Here is a 15069-nt window from a genome sequence, read left to right as displayed (position 1 = left end):
GCCCAAGACTAATGGCCGCCGGGCCCGCCCCGCCCTGTCCTGCCGCGTCCGGCGCCCCGCGGCCGGTCACGACGGGCCGGTTCGCCCCCCGCCCGGTCCCGCGCGGCCAGGAAGGCCCGCAGCGGATCCTCCCGCCCGGCGCCCCACGGGAACGAGGTCGCGTGGGCGCCGATCCGCCCGAACTCCTCCCGCGCCTCCTCCCACCGGGCCCGCTCGACCAGGACGTACGCGAGGAGGTTGCGGACCTCGGCCGGCCACGGGTCGCCCGCCGGGAAGCCGCCGGACAGCACGAGGGCCCGGTCCGCCGCCCGGTCGATCCTGGCCTCGGACACCGAGGGGTCCCGCAGGGGCGGCAGCCGCAGCCGGTCGTGGGCGGCGCGGACCGGCAGCGCCCGGACGAGCGAGTCCGGGGCGGCGTCGTCGGCCGCCTGCTCGGCGAAGTCGAAGGCGGCGAGGTGTGAGCCGTACCACTGCGCCGAGAGGTACTTCAGGGCCGCGACATGACTGCCGTAGTGGTGCGGGGAGCGGCGCACGGCCTGCTCCCAGAGCGACTCGAAGAGGGCGTGCCCGGCGTGCGCCCCGCGCGCGTGGTCCAGGGCGAGGCGCCAGGGCACCGGGTCGTGGGGTGCCGCCTCGGCGACGTCCCGGACCAGCGGGCCCAGCTCGCGGAGCCGCTCGGCCCGCGCGGGCGATCCCCAGGCCCGGCGCACGGCGAGCTGCGCGGTGACGAGCAGGGCGTCGGGGTCGTGGGGCGCGGCGGTGAGCCAGTGGGTCAGCCAGTCGTCCCTGCTGTACGCGAAGGTCGCGAGCCGTACGACGTACCGGTCGCGGTCCTCCCACTCGCCCGCGTCCCGGGTGGTGGCGAGCAGCTTCGCCGCGGGCTCCGGGTCGGCGAGGGCGGCGGCGACCAGGGCCGGGGCGAGCCGCTCGTCCGGGGCGTCGAGCAGCACGTCGTCGTCCGGCACGGACCGGGCGGTGGGCCCGGGGCCGGGCCGGGCCGGTCGGACGGCGCCGAACAGGGCGCGGAGCAAGGACATGGTGCGACATATTCTCTCCCCGCACCGCCTCCTCGGCAGCCCGTCTCACCCCTGCCCCACAGCTCTCTCACACGGTGGTCACCCCCCGTCCCCGACCCGCCACCTCCCGGCCACGGTCCGTCCCGCCACGGCGCCGCCACGAGGCCGCCGGGCGGCCCCGCCCGGCCGGAGCACCCCGCCCGAGCGGCACCCCCGGAGCCGGGGGCCGCCCCCGGGCCGCAGCCCCGCCGGACCACCGCGCGGGTCTCCCGACGGCCTGGGGACGGCCGGGAGGACGGCACCCGGCCGCCCGCCTCCGGCCGGGCGCCGGACGAGGACTTCGGCCCGCCGGGCCGCCACGAGCCGCGCGCGCCGCGCAGGGGGCGGGCCCGGACGGGCCAGGACCGGCCAGGACCGGGCACGCAGGCCCCGGACCGGGCACGTGCCGCGCAGGGCACGCTGGCCCCGGAACCGGCCCGGACCGGGCACGCGCAGGCCCCGGAGCGGGCACACAGGCCCCGGACCGGGCACGCGCTGGCCACGCGCCGAACGGGCCACGCGCCAGACGGGCCACGCGCCGGGCCGGGCCTCGCCCCTTCCGGGCCCCGGCCCCCTCAGCCCCGGCTCAGCAGTCTCGTCGCGCCCGCCGCGACCGTCGTCGCCAGGATCCAGCCGAGCATGATCAGGATCGCCGCCGCCCACTGCCACAGGCCGTGCAGGCGCCAGGCGCCGTCCTGGCCCAGGTTGATCACGGGGATCAGCAGGTCGAGGGCGAACAGCGTGGCGTTCCACTCCGGGGCCTCGTCCGCCTTCAGCGGTGTCGGCCGGTAGTGGGAGAAGGCCGCCGTGCCCGCCGCCCACAGGACCGCCATCCACAGCGCCGCCCGGCCGGGCCGGTAGCCGTAGGCCACCGTCCAGTCCTGGATGTACCCCCAGAGCTTCCCCGCGAGCGGCAGCGTCTCCCGGCGGCGCCGCTGCTTGGCGAGCAGCACCTCCCGGGCGTCGGCGTCCTCCCCGCTGTTGCGCAGCACGGTGGCCAGCCGCTCGTACGGCTCCGGCGCGTACTCCGGGGTCGCGGCGGCCACCCACTCCAGGCGCCGGGCCAGCGGGAAGTGCCCGTACGGCACCAGGTTCTCGTAGGCGAAGCCGCCCATGGCGAGACCGCCGGGCCCCGGCCAGCTCGTGGACAGGTCGATGAGGGTGACGACCTTCGCGCCGTTGAGCACCACGCGGCCCTCCTCCGGCCGCTCCCCGTTGAACCGGAGCTCAGGGGTGACGATCCGGCGCAGCGAGACCTCCTCCCGGCGCGCGCCGTCGAGCAGGAAGCGGGCGTGGTGCAGGTCCACCGCGTCCCCGAACCGCCCGTCGTCGAGCCGCACCCCGCCGTGGCACTCCACCGGCTTGCGCCGGGCGCCCTGGGCGGGCGTCACCCCGTAGGGCGGGGTGGCCGTGGAGTGGTCGGGGACGCCCGCCGTCTCCCCGTACACCCAGGCGGCGTTCAGATAGAGGGAGCGCTCCACGGTCAGCTGCGGCGCGTTGAGCGCGCGGCGGCCCTGGGCGCCGCGCAGCACGCTGCCCCGCAGGCTGAGCGAGACGCCGATCCGCGCGCCGCGGAGGCTCAGCTCCCCGTGCGCCTCGATCAGCTCGGCCTGGAGGTCCTGGGCGACGACCATGCCGTCCGCCGTGATGGCCCGTCCGCGCCGGTCCGGCCACACCTGGATCTGGTTCATGAGCAGATCGGTGCCGATCTGCGCGTCGGTCAGCCGGATGCCGTGCCGCACCCGGCAGCGCGGCAGGTGCAGATCGCCCTCGGTGTGCAGCCGGGCCGCCTCCAGCCGGGGCAGCGCGCAGCCGACCAGCCGCAGCGTCCCGAACCGGGCCTCGGGCAGCACGACCTCGCCGTCGAAGCGGCAGCCGTGCAGCTCCACGTACGGCGCTATCGTCCCGCCCGCCAGGTTCAGCACGCCGGTGATCCGCACCCCGCGCAGCTTCAGCGCGGCGACCCGCCCGGAGCGGGCCTGCGGCCCGGCGAGCAGCAGCAGCGCCACCACCTCGGCCCGGACGGTCCTGCCCTCCCCCCACTCCCGCCCCCCGAAGGGGTCGTCCAGCTCCGGCACGCCCTCGGTCAGATCGCACGTCCTGCCGATCCGGAACGCCCGCCACACGGCCCGCTCCGGTGCCGTGAGACCGTCCGGCATCCCGTCCTCATGCGGCTCGGTCAACGCCGCCCCCTCGCTCTCCACGATCCGTTCCCACGATTCCCCGCCCCCGGATTCCCGGGCTTGTGGATTCGTACAGCCGTTCTTCCCGCTGAGTGACGGGCTGAACGCTAACGGTCAGGAGTGGCGACTAGACGCCAGTGTGGTGTGTATCAGCCACTGATACGGGCGTCCGGCGCTGTGGGCCGTCTGCGAGAATTGACCCGTGATCTCTCGAATCGATCTGCGCGGCGAGACCCTCCCCGAGGGTTCCGCACTGCGTGACCTGCTGCCCCGTGCCGAGTTCGACGTGGAAGCCGCCCTGGAGAAGGTGCGGCCGATCTGTGAGGACGTCCGGCATCATGGCGCGGCCGCGGTGATCGACTACGGGGAGAAGTTCGACGGCGTCCGCGTGCCCGGCCTGCGCGTCCCCGCCGCGGCGATCCGCCGCGCCCTCGACGAGCTGGACCCGGCCGTCCGCGCCGCCCTGGAGGAGTCCGTCCGGCGCGCCCGGCTCGTCCACCGCGCCCAGCGCCGCACCACCCACACCACCCAGGTCGTCCCCGGCGGCACGGTCACCGAGAAGTGGATCCCGGTCGAGCGCGTCGGCCTGTACGTACCGGGCGGTCGCTCCGTCTACCCGTCCTCCGTCGTGATGAACGTCGTCCCGGCCCAGGAGGCCGGAGTCGAGGGCATCGCCGTCGCCTCGCCCCCGCAGCGCGACTTCGGCGGCCTGCCCCACCCGACGATCCTGGCCGCCTGCGCCCTCCTCGGCGTGGACGAGGTCTACGCCGCCGGCGGCGCCCAGGCCATCGCCATGTTCGCGTACGGCACCGAGGACACCGGCACCGCCGACGAGCCCGGCTGCGCCCCCGTCAACCTGGTCACCGGCCCCGGCAACATCTACGTGGCCGCCGCCAAGCGCCTCCTCAAGGGCCGCATCGGCATCGACGCCGAGGCCGGACCGACGGAGATCGCGGTCCTCGCGGACTCCACCGCGGACCCGGTGCACGTCGCCGCCGACCTGATCAGCCAGGCCGAGCACGACCCGATGGCCGCCTCCGTCCTCGTCACCGACTCGGAGGAGCTGGCCGCCGCCACCGAGGCCGAGCTGAAGACCCAGGTCGCCGCCTCCAAGCACGTCGACGACCGGATCGCCCCCGCCCTCGCGGGCCGCCAGTCCGCGATCGTCCTGGTCCGCGACCTCGACGACGGCCTCAAGGTCGTCGACGCCTACGGGGCCGAGCACCTGGAGATCCAGACCCGCGACGCCGCCGCCGTCGCCGACCGGGTCCGCAACGCGGGCGCGATCTTCGTCGGCCCCTGGTCCCCGGTCTCCCTCGGCGACTACTGCGCGGGCTCCAACCACGTACTGCCCACCGGCGGCTGCGCCTGCCACTCCTCGGGCCTCTCCGTGCAGTCCTTCCTGCGCGGGGTGCACATCGTGGACTACGGCCGGGACGCCCTCGCCGAGGTCGCCCACCACGTGGTCACCCTCGCCGAGGCCGAGGACCTGCCCGCGCACGGCGCCGCGATCAAGGCGAGGTTCGGATGGAAGGTTCCCCAGAGCAAGTGACCGGCATCGACGACCTCCCCGTACGGGACGAGCTGCGCGGCAAGTCCCCGTACGGCGCGCCGCAGCTCGACGTCCCCGTCCAGCTGAACACCAACGAGAACCCCTACCCGCTGCCCGAGGCCCTGGTCGCCCGGATCGCGGAGCGGGTCACCGAGGCGGCCCGGCACCTCAACCGCTACCCCGACCGGGACGCGGTCGAACTCCGCACCGAGCTGGCCCGCTACCTCACCCGCACCACCGGCCACCCGGTCGCCACCGAGAACGTCTGGGCGGCCAACGGCTCCAACGAGGTCCTCCAGCAGCTCCTGCAGACCTTCGGCGGACCCGGCCGCACCGCGATGGGCTTCGAGCCCTCGTACTCGATGCACGCCCTGATCTCCCGGGGCACCGGCACCGGCTGGATCTCCGGCCCCCGCGCCGAGGACTTCACCGTCGACCTGCCCGCCGCCGAGCGCGCCGTCGCCGAGCACCGCCCGCACGTCGTCTTCGTGACCTCGCCCAACAACCCCACCGGCACCGCCGTCTCCGCTGACACCGTCCTCGCGCTCTACGAGGCGGCCCAGGCGGCCCGGCCGTCGATGGTGGTCGTCGACGAGGCGTACGTGGAGTTCAGCCACGGGGACTCGCTGCTGCCGCTCCTCGAGGGCCGCCCGAACCTGGTGGTCTCCCGGACCATGTCCAAGGCCTTCGGCGCCGCCGGACTGCGCCTCGGCTACCTCGCCGCGCACCCCGCGGTCGTCGACGCCGTCCAGCTCGTCCGGCTGCCGTACCACCTCTCCGCCGTCACCCAGGCGACCGCGCTCGCCGCCCTGGAGCACACCGACACCCTCCTCGGGTACGTCGAGCAGCTCAAGGCCGAGCGGGACCGGCTCGTCACCGAGCTGCGCGGGATCGGCTACGAGGTCACCGAGTCGGACGCCAACTTCGTGCAGTTCGGGCGCTTCCCCGACACCCACGCGGCCTGGCGGGCGATCCTCGACCGGGGCGTCCTGGTCCGGGACAACGGCGTACCGGGATGGCTGCGGGTCACCGCGGGCACCCCCGACGAGAACGACGCGTTCCTCGACGCGGTCCGTGAACTGAAGAAGGAGCAGAGCGCATGAGCCGCGTAGGACGCGTGGAGCGCACCACCAAGGAGACCTCCGTCGTCGTCGAGATCGACCTGGACGGCACCGGGAAGGTCGATGTGTCGACCGGGGTCGGGTTCTTCGACCACATGCTCGACCAGCTCGGCCGGCACGGTCTGTTCGACCTCACCGTCAAGACCGACGGCGATCTCCACATCGACTCCCACCACACCATCGAGGACACCGCCCTCGCCCTCGGCGCCGCCTTCAAGCAGGCCCTCGGCGACAAGGTCGGCATCTACCGCTTCGGCAACTGCACCGTCCCGCTGGACGAGTCGCTGGCCCAGGTCACGGTGGACCTCTCGGGACGCCCCTACCTCGTGCACACCGAGCCCGAGAACATGGCGCCGATGATCGGCTCGTACGACACGACGATGACCCGGCACATCCTGGAGTCCTTCGTCGCACAGGCCCAGATCGCGCTGCACGTCCACGTCCCGTACGGGCGCAACGCCCACCACATCGTGGAGTGCCAGTTCAAGGCATTCGCCCGCGCGCTCCGCTACGCCTCCGAGCGCGACCCGCGCGCCGCCGGAATCCTCCCCTCCACGAAGGGCGCGCTCTAGTCGTGAACGGCCTCTCCACCATCCTCATCGTCGTCGGGCTCTTCCTGCTCGGCGGCATCTACTCCTTCGTCAAGCAGCAGATGCCCAAGAGCCTCGTCGTGCTCGTCTCCATCGGCGCCGCCATGTGCCTCTCCGCCGGAGTGCTCCGGCTGGACGTGTGGTCATGACCGGGACGAAGAAGGTCGTCGTCTTCGACTACGGCTTCGGCAACGTCCGCTCCGCCGAGCGCGCCCTCGCCCGGGTCGGCGCCGACGTCGAGATCACCCGCGACTACGACACCGCGATGAACGCCGACGGACTCCTCGTCCCCGGCGTCGGCGCCTTCGCCGCCTGCATGAGCGGCCTCAGGCAGGCCCGCGGCGACTGGATCGTCGGCCGCAGGCTCGCGGGCGGCCGACCCGTCATGGGCATCTGCGTCGGGATGCAGATCCTCTTCGCCCAGGGCATCGAGCACGGCGTCGAGACCGAGGGCCTCGACGAGTGGCCCGGTACGGTCGAACCGCTGAAGGCCCCCGTCGTCCCCCACATGGGCTGGAACACCGTCGACGCGCCCGAGGGCACCGAACTGTTCGCCGGGCTCGACGCCGACGCCCGGTACTACTTCGTGCACTCCTACGCGGTCCGCGAGTGGAGCCTGGAGGTGGGCAACCCCCTCATCCGCGCCCCCAAGGTCGCCTGGTCCACCCACGGCGAGCCGTTCGTCGCCGCCGTCGAGAACGGCGCCCTGTGGGCGACCCAGTTCCACCCCGAGAAGTCCGGCGACGCCGGAGCCCAGCTCCTCACCAACTGGATCGGAACCCTGTGACTGTGTCTGGAAGCGTGCTCGAACTCCTCCCCGCCGTCGACGTCCGCGACGGCCAGGCCGTCCGCCTCGTCCACGGCGAGTCCGGAACCGAGACCTCCTACGGCTCCCCGCTCGAAGCGGCGCTCGCCTGGCAGGGCTCCGGCGCCGAATGGCTCCACCTGGTCGACCTCGACGCCGCCTTCGGCACCGGCGACAACCGCGAGCTGATCGCCGAGGTCGCCCAGGCCATGGACATCAAGGTCGAGCTGTCCGGCGGCATCCGCGACGACGCCTCCCTCGCCGCCGCCCTCGCCACCGGCTGCACCCGCGTCAACCTCGGCACCGCCGCCCTGGAGACCCCCGAGTGGGTCGCCAAGGTCATCGCCGAGTACGGCGACCGCATCGCCGTCGGCCTCGACGTCCGCGGCACCACCCTGCGCGGCCGGGGCTGGACCCGCGACGGCGGCGACCTGTACGAGACCCTCGCCCGCCTCGACTCCGAGGGCTGCTCCCGCTACGTCGTCACCGACATCGCCAAGGACGGCACCCTCCAGGGCCCCAACCTGGAACTCCTGAAGAACGTCTGCGCGGCCACCGACAAGCCCGTCGTCGCCTCCGGCGGCGTCTCCTCCCTGGACGACCTGCGGGCCCTGTCCGGCCTCGTCCCGCTCGGCGTCGAGGGCGCGATCGTCGGCAAGGCGCTGTACGCGAAGGCGTTCACCCTGGAAGAGGCGCTCGCGGCGGTGAAGCCGTGACCTCCGGGGTCCGCAAGGTCGTCACCGGGGCGCCCTGGGAGGAGCAGTTCGGCTACTCCCGCGCCGTCGAACTGCCGAACGGCCTGGTCCTGGTCTCCGGCTGCACCTCGGTGGTCGACGGCCAGATCGCCGACGGCGGCCCGTACGACCAGGCCGTCAACTCCTTCCGGGTGGCCTTCGGCGCCCTGGAGCAGCTCGGTCTGGGCCCGGAACACGTCGTGCGCACCCGCATGTACCTCACCCACGCCCGGGACGTGGACGAGGTCGGCCGCGCCCACAAGGAACTGTTCGACGCCGTCCGGCCCGCCGCCTCCATGATCATCGTCTCCGGCTTCGTCGACCCCCGCCTGGTCGTCGAGGTCGAGATCGAAGCCCACCGGGAGGCCGCCGGATGAGCCTCGCCGTACGGGTGATCCCCTGCCTGGACGTCGACAACGGCCGGGTCGTCAAGGGCGTCAACTTCCAGAACCTGCGGGACGCGGGCGACCCCGTCGAGATGGCCAAGCTGTACGACGCCGAGGGCGCCGACGAGCTGACCTTCCTCGACATCACCGCCTCCTCGGGCAACCGGGAGACCACCTACGACGTGGTGCGCCGCACCGCCGAACAGGTCTTCATCCCGCTCACCGTCGGCGGCGGCGTCCGCTCCGCCGACGACGTCGACAAGCTCCTGCGGGCCGGAGCCGACAAGGTCGGCGTCAACACCGCCGCCATCGTCCGCCCCGAACTGATCCGGGAGATCGCGGAGCGCTTCGGCAGGCAGGTCCTCGTCCTGTCGGTCGACGCCCGCCGCACCCCCTCGGGCTCCTTCGAGGTGACGACCCACGGCGGCCGGGAGGGCACCGGCATCGACGCCGTCGAATGGGCGCACCGGGCCGCCGAACTGGGCGCGGGCGAGATCCTGCTCAACTCGATGGACGCCGACGGCACCAAGGACGGCTACGACACCGAGATGATCACGGCCGTCCGCCGGCACGTCACCGTCCCGGTGATCGCCTCCGGCGGCGCGGGCGGGCCGGCCGACTTCGCGCCCGCCGTGGCCGCGGGCGCCGACGCGGTGCTCGCCGCCTCCGTCTTCCACTTCGGCGACCTGCGGATCTCCCAGGTCAAGGAAGCGCTGCGCGAGGCGGGCCACCCGGTCCGCTGACCGCCGCCGCACCCCACGGAAAGGGCCCCCTCGGGGGCCCTTTCCCGCCGCCGGACTCAGATCCCCAGCTGCTTCGCCTCCCGCAGCCGCTCGATCGCCTCCGGCTCCCCCTCCAGATCCACCTCGGCCGAGGACTGCCGCCCGAAGAGGTACATCGTCAGCTCGCCCGGCTCCCCGGACACCGTCACCACCGGCGTGCCCCGGTGGGCGACCACCGTCTGCCCGTTCGGACGGCGCAGCACGAGACCCACCGGAGCCTTCCGGCCCAGCAGCCGCGCGGCGCGTTCGAGACGGGACCACAGGGCGTCCGAGAACACCGGATCGAGCGCCCGCGCCGACCAGTCCGGCTGCGCCCGCCGCACGTCCTCGGCGTGCACGTAGAACTCGACCGTGTTCGCCCCCTCGTCCACCTGCTTCACGGCGAACGGCGAGAACCGGGGCGGCCCCGTCCTGATGAGCTGGATCAGCTCCTCGTACGGCTTCTCCGCGAACTCGGCCCGCACCCGGTCCCCGCGCTCGCGCAGCGCCGGTACGAGGGAACCGGCCGCCGCGTCCGGGCGCCGCTCCCGCACCACCACATGGGCCGCGAGGTCCCGGGTCAGCCAGCCCTCGCAGAGCGTCGGGGCGTCCGGGCCCGCGGTCTCCAACAGGTCGGCGAGCAGAAGCCGTTCACGTGTGGCATGGGTCGACATGTCGGCCAGCGTACGGCGGACGCCCCCGGTCCGCCCAGTGGACGCCCCGCCGGACACCGCTCCCGGGCGCGGCACAATGGCGTCATGACCAGCAATCTGGACCCGGCCCTCGCCGCCCGGCTCAAGCGCGGCCCCGACGGACTCTTCCCCGCCGTCGCCCAGCAGTACGACACCGGCGAGGTGCTGATGCTCGGCTGGATGGACGACGAGGCCCTCCACCGCACCCTCACCACCGGCCGCTGCACCTACTGGTCCCGCAGCCGCCAGGAGTACTGGGTCAAGGGGGACACCTCCGGGCACGTCCAGCACGTCAGGTCCGTGGCCCTCGACTGCGACGCCGACACCGTCCTCGTCAAGGTCGACCAGGTCGGAGCCGCCTGCCACACCGGCACCCGGACCTGCTTCGACACCGACGTGCTCCCCGTATCCGAGTAGGGTCTGGCGCCATGGATCTCGACACCTTCCGCAAGCTGGCGGCCGACCGCCGTGTCATCCCCGTCAGCCGCAGGCTGCTCGCGGACGGCGACACCCCGGTCGGGCTCTACCGCAAGCTCGCCGCCGAACGGCCCGGCACCTTCCTCCTCGAATCCGCGGAGAACGGCCGGAGCTGGTCCCGGTACTCCTTCATCGGAGTCCGCAGCGACGCCACCCTGACCGTGCGGGACGGCGAGGCCCACTGGCTGGGCACCCCGCCCGTCGGCGTCCCCACCGACGGCGACCCGCTCCAGGCCCTGCGCGCCACCGTCGAGACCCTGCACACCCCCCGCGACCTCGGCGGCGGCCTGCCGCCGTTCACCGGCGGCATGGTCGGCTACCTCGGCTACGACATCGTCCGCCGCCTGGAGAAGATCGGCGAGCACGGCCGGGACGACCTGGCCCTGCCCGAGCTGACCATGCTCCTCACCAGCGACCTCGCCGTCCTCGACCACTGGGACGGCTCGGTCCTGCTGATCGCCAACGCGATCAACCACAACGACCTGGAGACCGGCGTCGACGAGGCGTACGGGCACGCCGTCGCCCGCCTCGACGCGATGGAGGCCGACCTCGCCCGCCCGGTCGCCACCGCCCCCACCGCCCTGCCCGACTCCGCGCTCCCCGAGTTCTCCGCGCTCTGGGGCGGCCCCGCCTACCAGGACGCCGTCGAGGACATCAAGGAGCGCATCCGGGCGGGCGAGGCCTTCCAGGTCGTGCCCTCCCAGCGGTTCGAGACCCCGTGCACCGCCTCCGCGCTCGACGTCTACCGGGTCCTGCGGGCCACCAACCCCTCCCCGTACATGTACCTCTTCCGGTTCGAGAACGGCTTCGACGTCGTCGGCTCCAGCCCCGAGGCCCTCGTCAAGGTCGAGGACGGCCGCGCGATGCTCCACCCCATCGCGGGCACCCGGCACCGGGGCGCCACCCCGCAGGAGGACCACGACCTCGCCGAGGAACTCCTCGCCGACCCCAAGGAACGCGCCGAGCACCTCATGCTCGTCGACCTCGGCCGCAACGACCTCGGCCGGGTCTGTACCCCCGGCTCCGTCGAGGTCGTCGACTTCATGTCGGTCGAGCGCTACTCCCACGTCATGCACATCGTCTCCACCGTGACCGGCGAGGTAGCCGAGGGCAGCACCGCCTTCGACGTCCTCACCGCCTGCTTCCCCGCCGGGACGCTCTCCGGCGCGCCCAAGCCGCGCGCGATGCAGATCATCGAGGAGCTCGAACCCTCCCGGCGCGGGCTGTACGGCGGATGTGTCGGTTATCTCGATTTCGCCGGGGACGCGGACACCGCCATCGCCATCCGCACCGCCCTGCTCCGCGACGGAACCGCGTACGTGCAGGCCGGAGCGGGTGTCGTCGCCGACTCCGACCCCGTCGCCGAGGACAACGAGTGCCGCAACAAGGCCGCGGCCGTCCTCCGCGCGGTCCACACCGCCAACCGGATGAACGGCCGCTGAGCGGGTAGGGGATAGTGGGGTACGTGAGTGCCGTATCCGTACCCCAGCCCCGGGCCGCCCGAGCGGCCGTTCCCGGTGGCCGCCGCAGCCTGGCCGCGGCCCTCCTGCTCGGCGCCGCCGGCGCCACCGTCGTCCTGCTCTCGGCGGGACAGATCTGGGCGGAGGGCACCGCGTCCGTCGGCGGCGGCACCGTCCCCGTCGAAGCCGACGGCGGAGCCGTCACCGGTGTCCCCACCGCCCTCGCGATCGTCGGTCTGGCCGCGCTCTTCGCGGTCTTCGCCGTCCGCCGCACCGGCCGCACCCTCGTCTCCGCGCTCCTCGCGCTGAGCGGCGCGGGCGCCGCGCTGGCCGCCTTCCTCGGCGCCTCCGACAGCGCCGCCCTGAACGCCGAGGCCGCCCGCATCAGCGGCGACACCGCCGCCGCCGTCGCCGGACCCGCCTACACCGTCTGGCCGTACGTGACCGCGGCGGGCGCCCTCCTCATCCTCCTCGCGGGCCTCCTCGCGCTCCGCTTCGGCAAGACCTGGCCCGGGATGGGCGGCCGTTACGAGCGCTCCGGCGCCCCGCGCGCCCGCAAGGCCCCCAGCACCGACCCGGACCGGCCCGAGGACCTGTGGAAGGCCCTGGACCGGGGCGAGGACCCCACCGGGACGGTCTGACGACCGGCACGACGGGGGAGTCCACCGCGACGCGTGATCGTCCCGGCACCCCCGATTCATCCTCGCGCGCCCACGTGCGGGACAATGAGCGCAGAGTGTCCGCGCACGCGAGACCCTCACCATCGAGCAACTGCAACGAGGAGCAACTCATGGCGGGCAGCGCCCACGGACACACCCCGGCCGCCTGGACCGGTGTCATCATCGCCTTCATCGGCTTCTGCATCGCCGGTGTCTTCATGGTGGCCGCCAACATCCCCGGCTTCTGGGCCGGTATGGGCGTCATCGTGCTCGGCGGCATCGTCGGCCTCGCGATGAAGGCCGCCGGTCTCGGGATGCCGAAGCAGTCGGCCGAGGTCGTCGCCGCCCGCGAGGCCGCCACCCTCCAGGCCCGTTCGTCGTCCTGACGCGGTCCGGAGACCCCGTGAGCGCAGCCCGGCCCCGCCGGGCTGCGCTCACGCGCGTCCGGGGCGAGAATCACCGGGTGGACACGCAGCCGACGGCCGGAGCCGCGACCGAGGACCCCCTCGCCCGACCGGGTGAACCCGGCGGAACCCCCGCGCACCCGCCCGCGCCCGCACGGCCGGTCGGGGACCACCGGGGCGACGGCACGGCGGCCGGGACCCCGCCCGCGCCCGCGCGGCCCGGGAACGACCGCCCGGTCCCGCAGGAACCGGGACCGCGGGCAGGACCGGGATCGCAAGCAGGGCCCGGACCGGGAGCAGGGCCCGGACCGCAAGCAGGACCGGGACCGGTGCCGGGACCCCCGCCCGCCGGGCCCGTACCGCCCCCGCATCCGCCCGGGTGGCCCGCCGGGCCCGTACCGCCGCACGCGCGCGCGTGGCCCGGTCCGCCCCCGCCCCGCCCGCTGCCCCGGCGCCTTCTCGCGCCCCTCGGCACCCTCGCCGGGGTCGCCGCCGCCTTCGCGTACGTCGGGACGGTCGACCCCAACGAACCCGGGCACTACCCCGTCTGCCCGCTGCTCCGCTTCACCGGGATCTACTGCCCCGGCTGCGGCGGCCTCCGCAGCGCCCACGCCTTCGTCCACGGCGACCTCCCCGCCGCCCTCGGCGCCAACGCCCTCGCGGTCGTCGGCTACGGAATCTTCGGCGTGCTCCTGGCCGTCTGGCTGATTCGCGCCGTCCGGGGAGTCCCCCAGCGCCTCGCCGTCGCCCCGGTCTGGTGGTGGGTGACCGGCGCCGTGCTCGCCCTGTTCACCCTGGTCCGGAACCTTCCCTTCGGCTCCGCGCTGGCCCCCTGAGGCCCGTACCGGCACCCGGGGGACCCCGAAGGGAGTCCCATCAGATGGGACACCACTCCGGCCGATGCGGGTCCGGGGCCGTCCTGCGGATAGGATCGATGTGGCTGAACCTGGTTCCTCATCACCATCACCGTCCCGGAAGGGGGCCCCTCGCGTGAGTGTGCTCGACGAGATCATCGAAGGCGTGCGCGCCGACCTCGCAGAGCGACAGGCGCGGGTCACCCTCGACGAGCTCAAGGAGCGTGCCGCCAAGGCACCGCAGGCCAAGGACGGCGTCGCCGCACTGCGCGGCGAAGGCGTCAAGGTCATCTGCGAGGTCAAGCGCTCCAGCCCGTCCAAGGGGGCACTCGCCGCGATCGCCGACCCGGCGGGACTCGCCGCGGACTACGAGGCGGGCGGCGCCGCCGTCATCTCCGTCCTCACCGAGCAGCGCCGCTTCGGCGGCTCGCTCGCGGACCTGGAGGCCGTCCGCGCCAAGGTCGACATCCCGGTCCTGCGCAAGGACTTCATCGTCACCGCCTACCAGCTCTGGGAGGCCCGCGCCTACGGAGCGGACCTCGCGCTCCTCATCGTGGCCGCGCTGGAGCAGGAGGCCCTCGTCTCCCTCATCGAGCGGGCCGAGTCCATCGGACTCACCCCGCTGGTCGAGGTCCACGACGAGGACGAGGTCGAGCGGGCCGTCGACGCGGGCGCCCGGATCATCGGCGTCAACGCGCGCAACCTGAAGACCCTCAAGGTGGACCGCTCCACCTTCGAGCGCGTCGCCCCGGAGATCCCGGACACCATCGTCAAGATCGCCGAGTCCGGCGTCCGCGGCCCGCACGACCTCATCGCGTACGCCAACGCGGGCGCCGACGCGGTCCTGGTCGGCGAGTCCCTCGTCACCGGCCGCGACCCGAAGGCCGCCGTCGCCGACCTCGTCGCCGCCGGTGCCCACCCCGCCCTGCGGCACGGCCGGAGCTGACTCCGCCATGACCCGCCGCCGCGCCGTGCCGACCCCTCCGGGCCCCGCCCGGGGGAACGTCGGCGTGCCGTCGGTCACCCCCGGTCGCGGTCGCCGGTCCTGCGGCGCCGCCGCCTCCGTCCCCGCACCGCACGCCCCGCTGGCCCGGGGCTGCCGCCCGCGTGGCTGCCGCGCCCCCGCCCGCCGTGTCCACGGCCGCCGGGTGCGGTACGTCATCGGCGACGAGCCCGGCCAGGTCAACGGAATGCGATGGCGCCCGCGCCCCGCGCGCGCCTTCTGACGACCCCCCAGGGCATCCCCGTGGATGCCTCCGCCGCCGTACCCGCCCGCCCCTCGGACGCACCGCGTCCGTGGCGCCCGCGCGGGTCCGGACGCTCCGGCACGGCAGGG

The 15069-nt window shown here is 74.2% G+C and carries 18 protein-coding genes; 15 read left to right on the top strand and 3 right to left on the bottom strand.

Going from position 1 to position 15069, the window contains the following annotated elements; translation table 11 throughout:
* Positions 1-8 precede the first annotated feature (8 nt).
* Both ACFXGN_RS08385 and ACFXGN_RS08380 read right to left on the bottom strand, forming a co-directional pair.
* A complete protein-coding gene (locus tag ACFXGN_RS08385) occupies positions 9-1037 on the bottom strand; it encodes a hypothetical protein (RefSeq protein ID WP_384855156.1) in 1029 nt (342 codons plus the stop codon).
* A gap of 593 nt (positions 1038-1630) precedes the next feature.
* A complete protein-coding gene (locus tag ACFXGN_RS08380; RefSeq protein WP_384855154.1) occupies positions 1631-3238 on the bottom strand; it encodes an oxidoreductase in 1608 nt (535 codons plus the stop codon).
* Positions 3239-3440: 202 nt separating this feature from the next.
* Between ACFXGN_RS08380 and hisD the strand changes: the two genes are divergently transcribed.
* From hisD to hisF, 8 genes are read left to right on the top strand one after another with little or no spacing between them, the layout of a single operon-like run.
* On the top strand, positions 3441-4790 hold the full coding sequence (gene hisD / locus ACFXGN_RS08375) for a histidinol dehydrogenase (protein ID WP_384855151.1): 1350 nt from the start codon (positions 3441-3443) through the stop codon (positions 4788-4790).
* Positions 4787-5893: a histidinol-phosphate transaminase gene (locus ACFXGN_RS08370; RefSeq protein ID WP_384855148.1), complete on the top strand. Its 1107-nt coding sequence runs from the start codon at positions 4787-4789 to the stop codon at positions 5891-5893. The genes hisD and ACFXGN_RS08370 overlap by 4 nt, the downstream gene beginning before the upstream one ends.
* Positions 5890-6483: an imidazoleglycerol-phosphate dehydratase HisB gene (gene hisB, locus ACFXGN_RS08365; RefSeq protein WP_351779238.1), complete on the top strand. Its 594-nt coding sequence runs from the start codon at positions 5890-5892 to the stop codon at positions 6481-6483. Before ACFXGN_RS08370 ends, hisB begins: the two co-directional genes overlap by 4 nt.
* 2 nt (positions 6484-6485) lie before the next feature.
* The gene (locus tag ACFXGN_RS08360) at positions 6486-6650 is read left to right on the top strand and encodes a hypothetical protein (protein WP_384855146.1); all 165 of its coding nucleotides are present in this window, start codon (positions 6486-6488) and stop codon (positions 6648-6650) included.
* Entirely contained in the window at positions 6647-7288 is a 642-nt protein-coding gene (gene hisH / locus ACFXGN_RS08355) for an imidazole glycerol phosphate synthase subunit HisH (RefSeq protein WP_384855143.1), read from the top strand. Before ACFXGN_RS08360 ends, hisH begins: the two co-directional genes overlap by 4 nt.
* 2 nt (positions 7289-7290) lie before the next feature.
* A complete protein-coding gene (priA, locus tag ACFXGN_RS08350; protein ID WP_384855140.1) occupies positions 7291-8022 on the top strand; it encodes a bifunctional 1-(5-phosphoribosyl)-5-((5-phosphoribosylamino)methylideneamino)imidazole-4-carboxamide isomerase/phosphoribosylanthranilate isomerase PriA in 732 nt (243 codons plus the stop codon).
* Positions 8019-8417 (top strand): RidA family protein, encoded by a 399-nt coding sequence (locus tag ACFXGN_RS08345; RefSeq protein ID WP_384855137.1) that lies wholly within the window; start codon positions 8019-8021, stop codon positions 8415-8417. The genes priA and ACFXGN_RS08345 overlap by 4 nt, the downstream gene beginning before the upstream one ends.
* Complete coding sequence (gene hisF, locus ACFXGN_RS08340; RefSeq protein WP_384855134.1) at positions 8414-9169, top strand: imidazole glycerol phosphate synthase subunit HisF; 756 nt, start codon at positions 8414-8416, stop codon at positions 9167-9169. Before ACFXGN_RS08345 ends, hisF begins: the two co-directional genes overlap by 4 nt.
* 56 nt (positions 9170-9225) lie before the next feature.
* Here the strand turns inward: hisF and ACFXGN_RS08335 are convergent, their stop codons facing one another.
* Positions 9226-9861 carry a TIGR03085 family metal-binding protein gene (locus ACFXGN_RS08335; protein WP_384855132.1) on the bottom strand — a complete coding sequence of 212 codons (636 nt, stop codon included), beginning with the start codon at positions 9859-9861 and terminating at the stop codon, positions 9226-9228.
* 84 nt (positions 9862-9945) lie between these two features.
* On the opposite strand from ACFXGN_RS08335, the gene hisI reads away from it, so the two are divergent.
* From hisI to trpM, 7 genes are all read left to right on the top strand, one after another.
* Positions 9946-10296 carry a phosphoribosyl-AMP cyclohydrolase gene (gene hisI, locus ACFXGN_RS08330; protein WP_384855129.1) on the top strand — a complete coding sequence of 117 codons (351 nt, stop codon included), beginning with the start codon at positions 9946-9948 and terminating at the stop codon, positions 10294-10296.
* Between the two features lie 11 nt (positions 10297-10307).
* A complete protein-coding gene (locus ACFXGN_RS08325) occupies positions 10308-11798 on the top strand; it encodes an anthranilate synthase component I (RefSeq protein WP_384855127.1) in 1491 nt (496 codons plus the stop codon).
* A gap of 14 nt (positions 11799-11812) precedes the next feature.
* Positions 11813-12457, top strand: a complete 645-nt coding sequence (locus ACFXGN_RS08320) for a TIGR02234 family membrane protein (protein ID WP_384855124.1) — start codon at positions 11813-11815, stop codon at positions 12455-12457.
* A 149-nt stretch (positions 12458-12606) separates the two neighbouring features.
* Complete coding sequence (locus tag ACFXGN_RS08315) at positions 12607-12861, top strand: HGxxPAAW family protein (RefSeq protein WP_384855122.1); 255 nt, start codon at positions 12607-12609, stop codon at positions 12859-12861.
* 347 nt (positions 12862-13208) lie between these two features.
* Positions 13209-13715, top strand: coding sequence for a DUF2752 domain-containing protein (locus ACFXGN_RS08310; RefSeq protein WP_384855121.1), 507 nt, complete (start codon positions 13209-13211; stop codon positions 13713-13715).
* A 154-nt stretch (positions 13716-13869) separates the two neighbouring features.
* Positions 13870-14679, top strand: a complete 810-nt coding sequence (gene trpC / locus ACFXGN_RS08305) for an indole-3-glycerol phosphate synthase TrpC (RefSeq protein ID WP_384855118.1) — start codon at positions 13870-13872, stop codon at positions 14677-14679.
* Positions 14680-14686: 7 nt separating this feature from the next.
* The gene (trpM, locus tag ACFXGN_RS08300; RefSeq protein WP_384855115.1) at positions 14687-14959 is read left to right on the top strand and encodes a tryptophan biosynthesis modulator TrpM; all 273 of its coding nucleotides are present in this window, start codon (positions 14687-14689) and stop codon (positions 14957-14959) included.
* The last annotated feature ends 110 nt before the right edge of the window (positions 14960-15069 follow it).

It is taken from the genome of Streptomyces sp. NPDC059247, assembly GCF_042754005.1.
Classification (GTDB): Bacteria; Actinomycetota; Actinomycetes; order Streptomycetales; family Streptomycetaceae; genus Streptomyces.
Note: the sequence above shows the minus strand (reverse complement) of the source record. Positions and strands in the feature narration are given on the sequence as shown.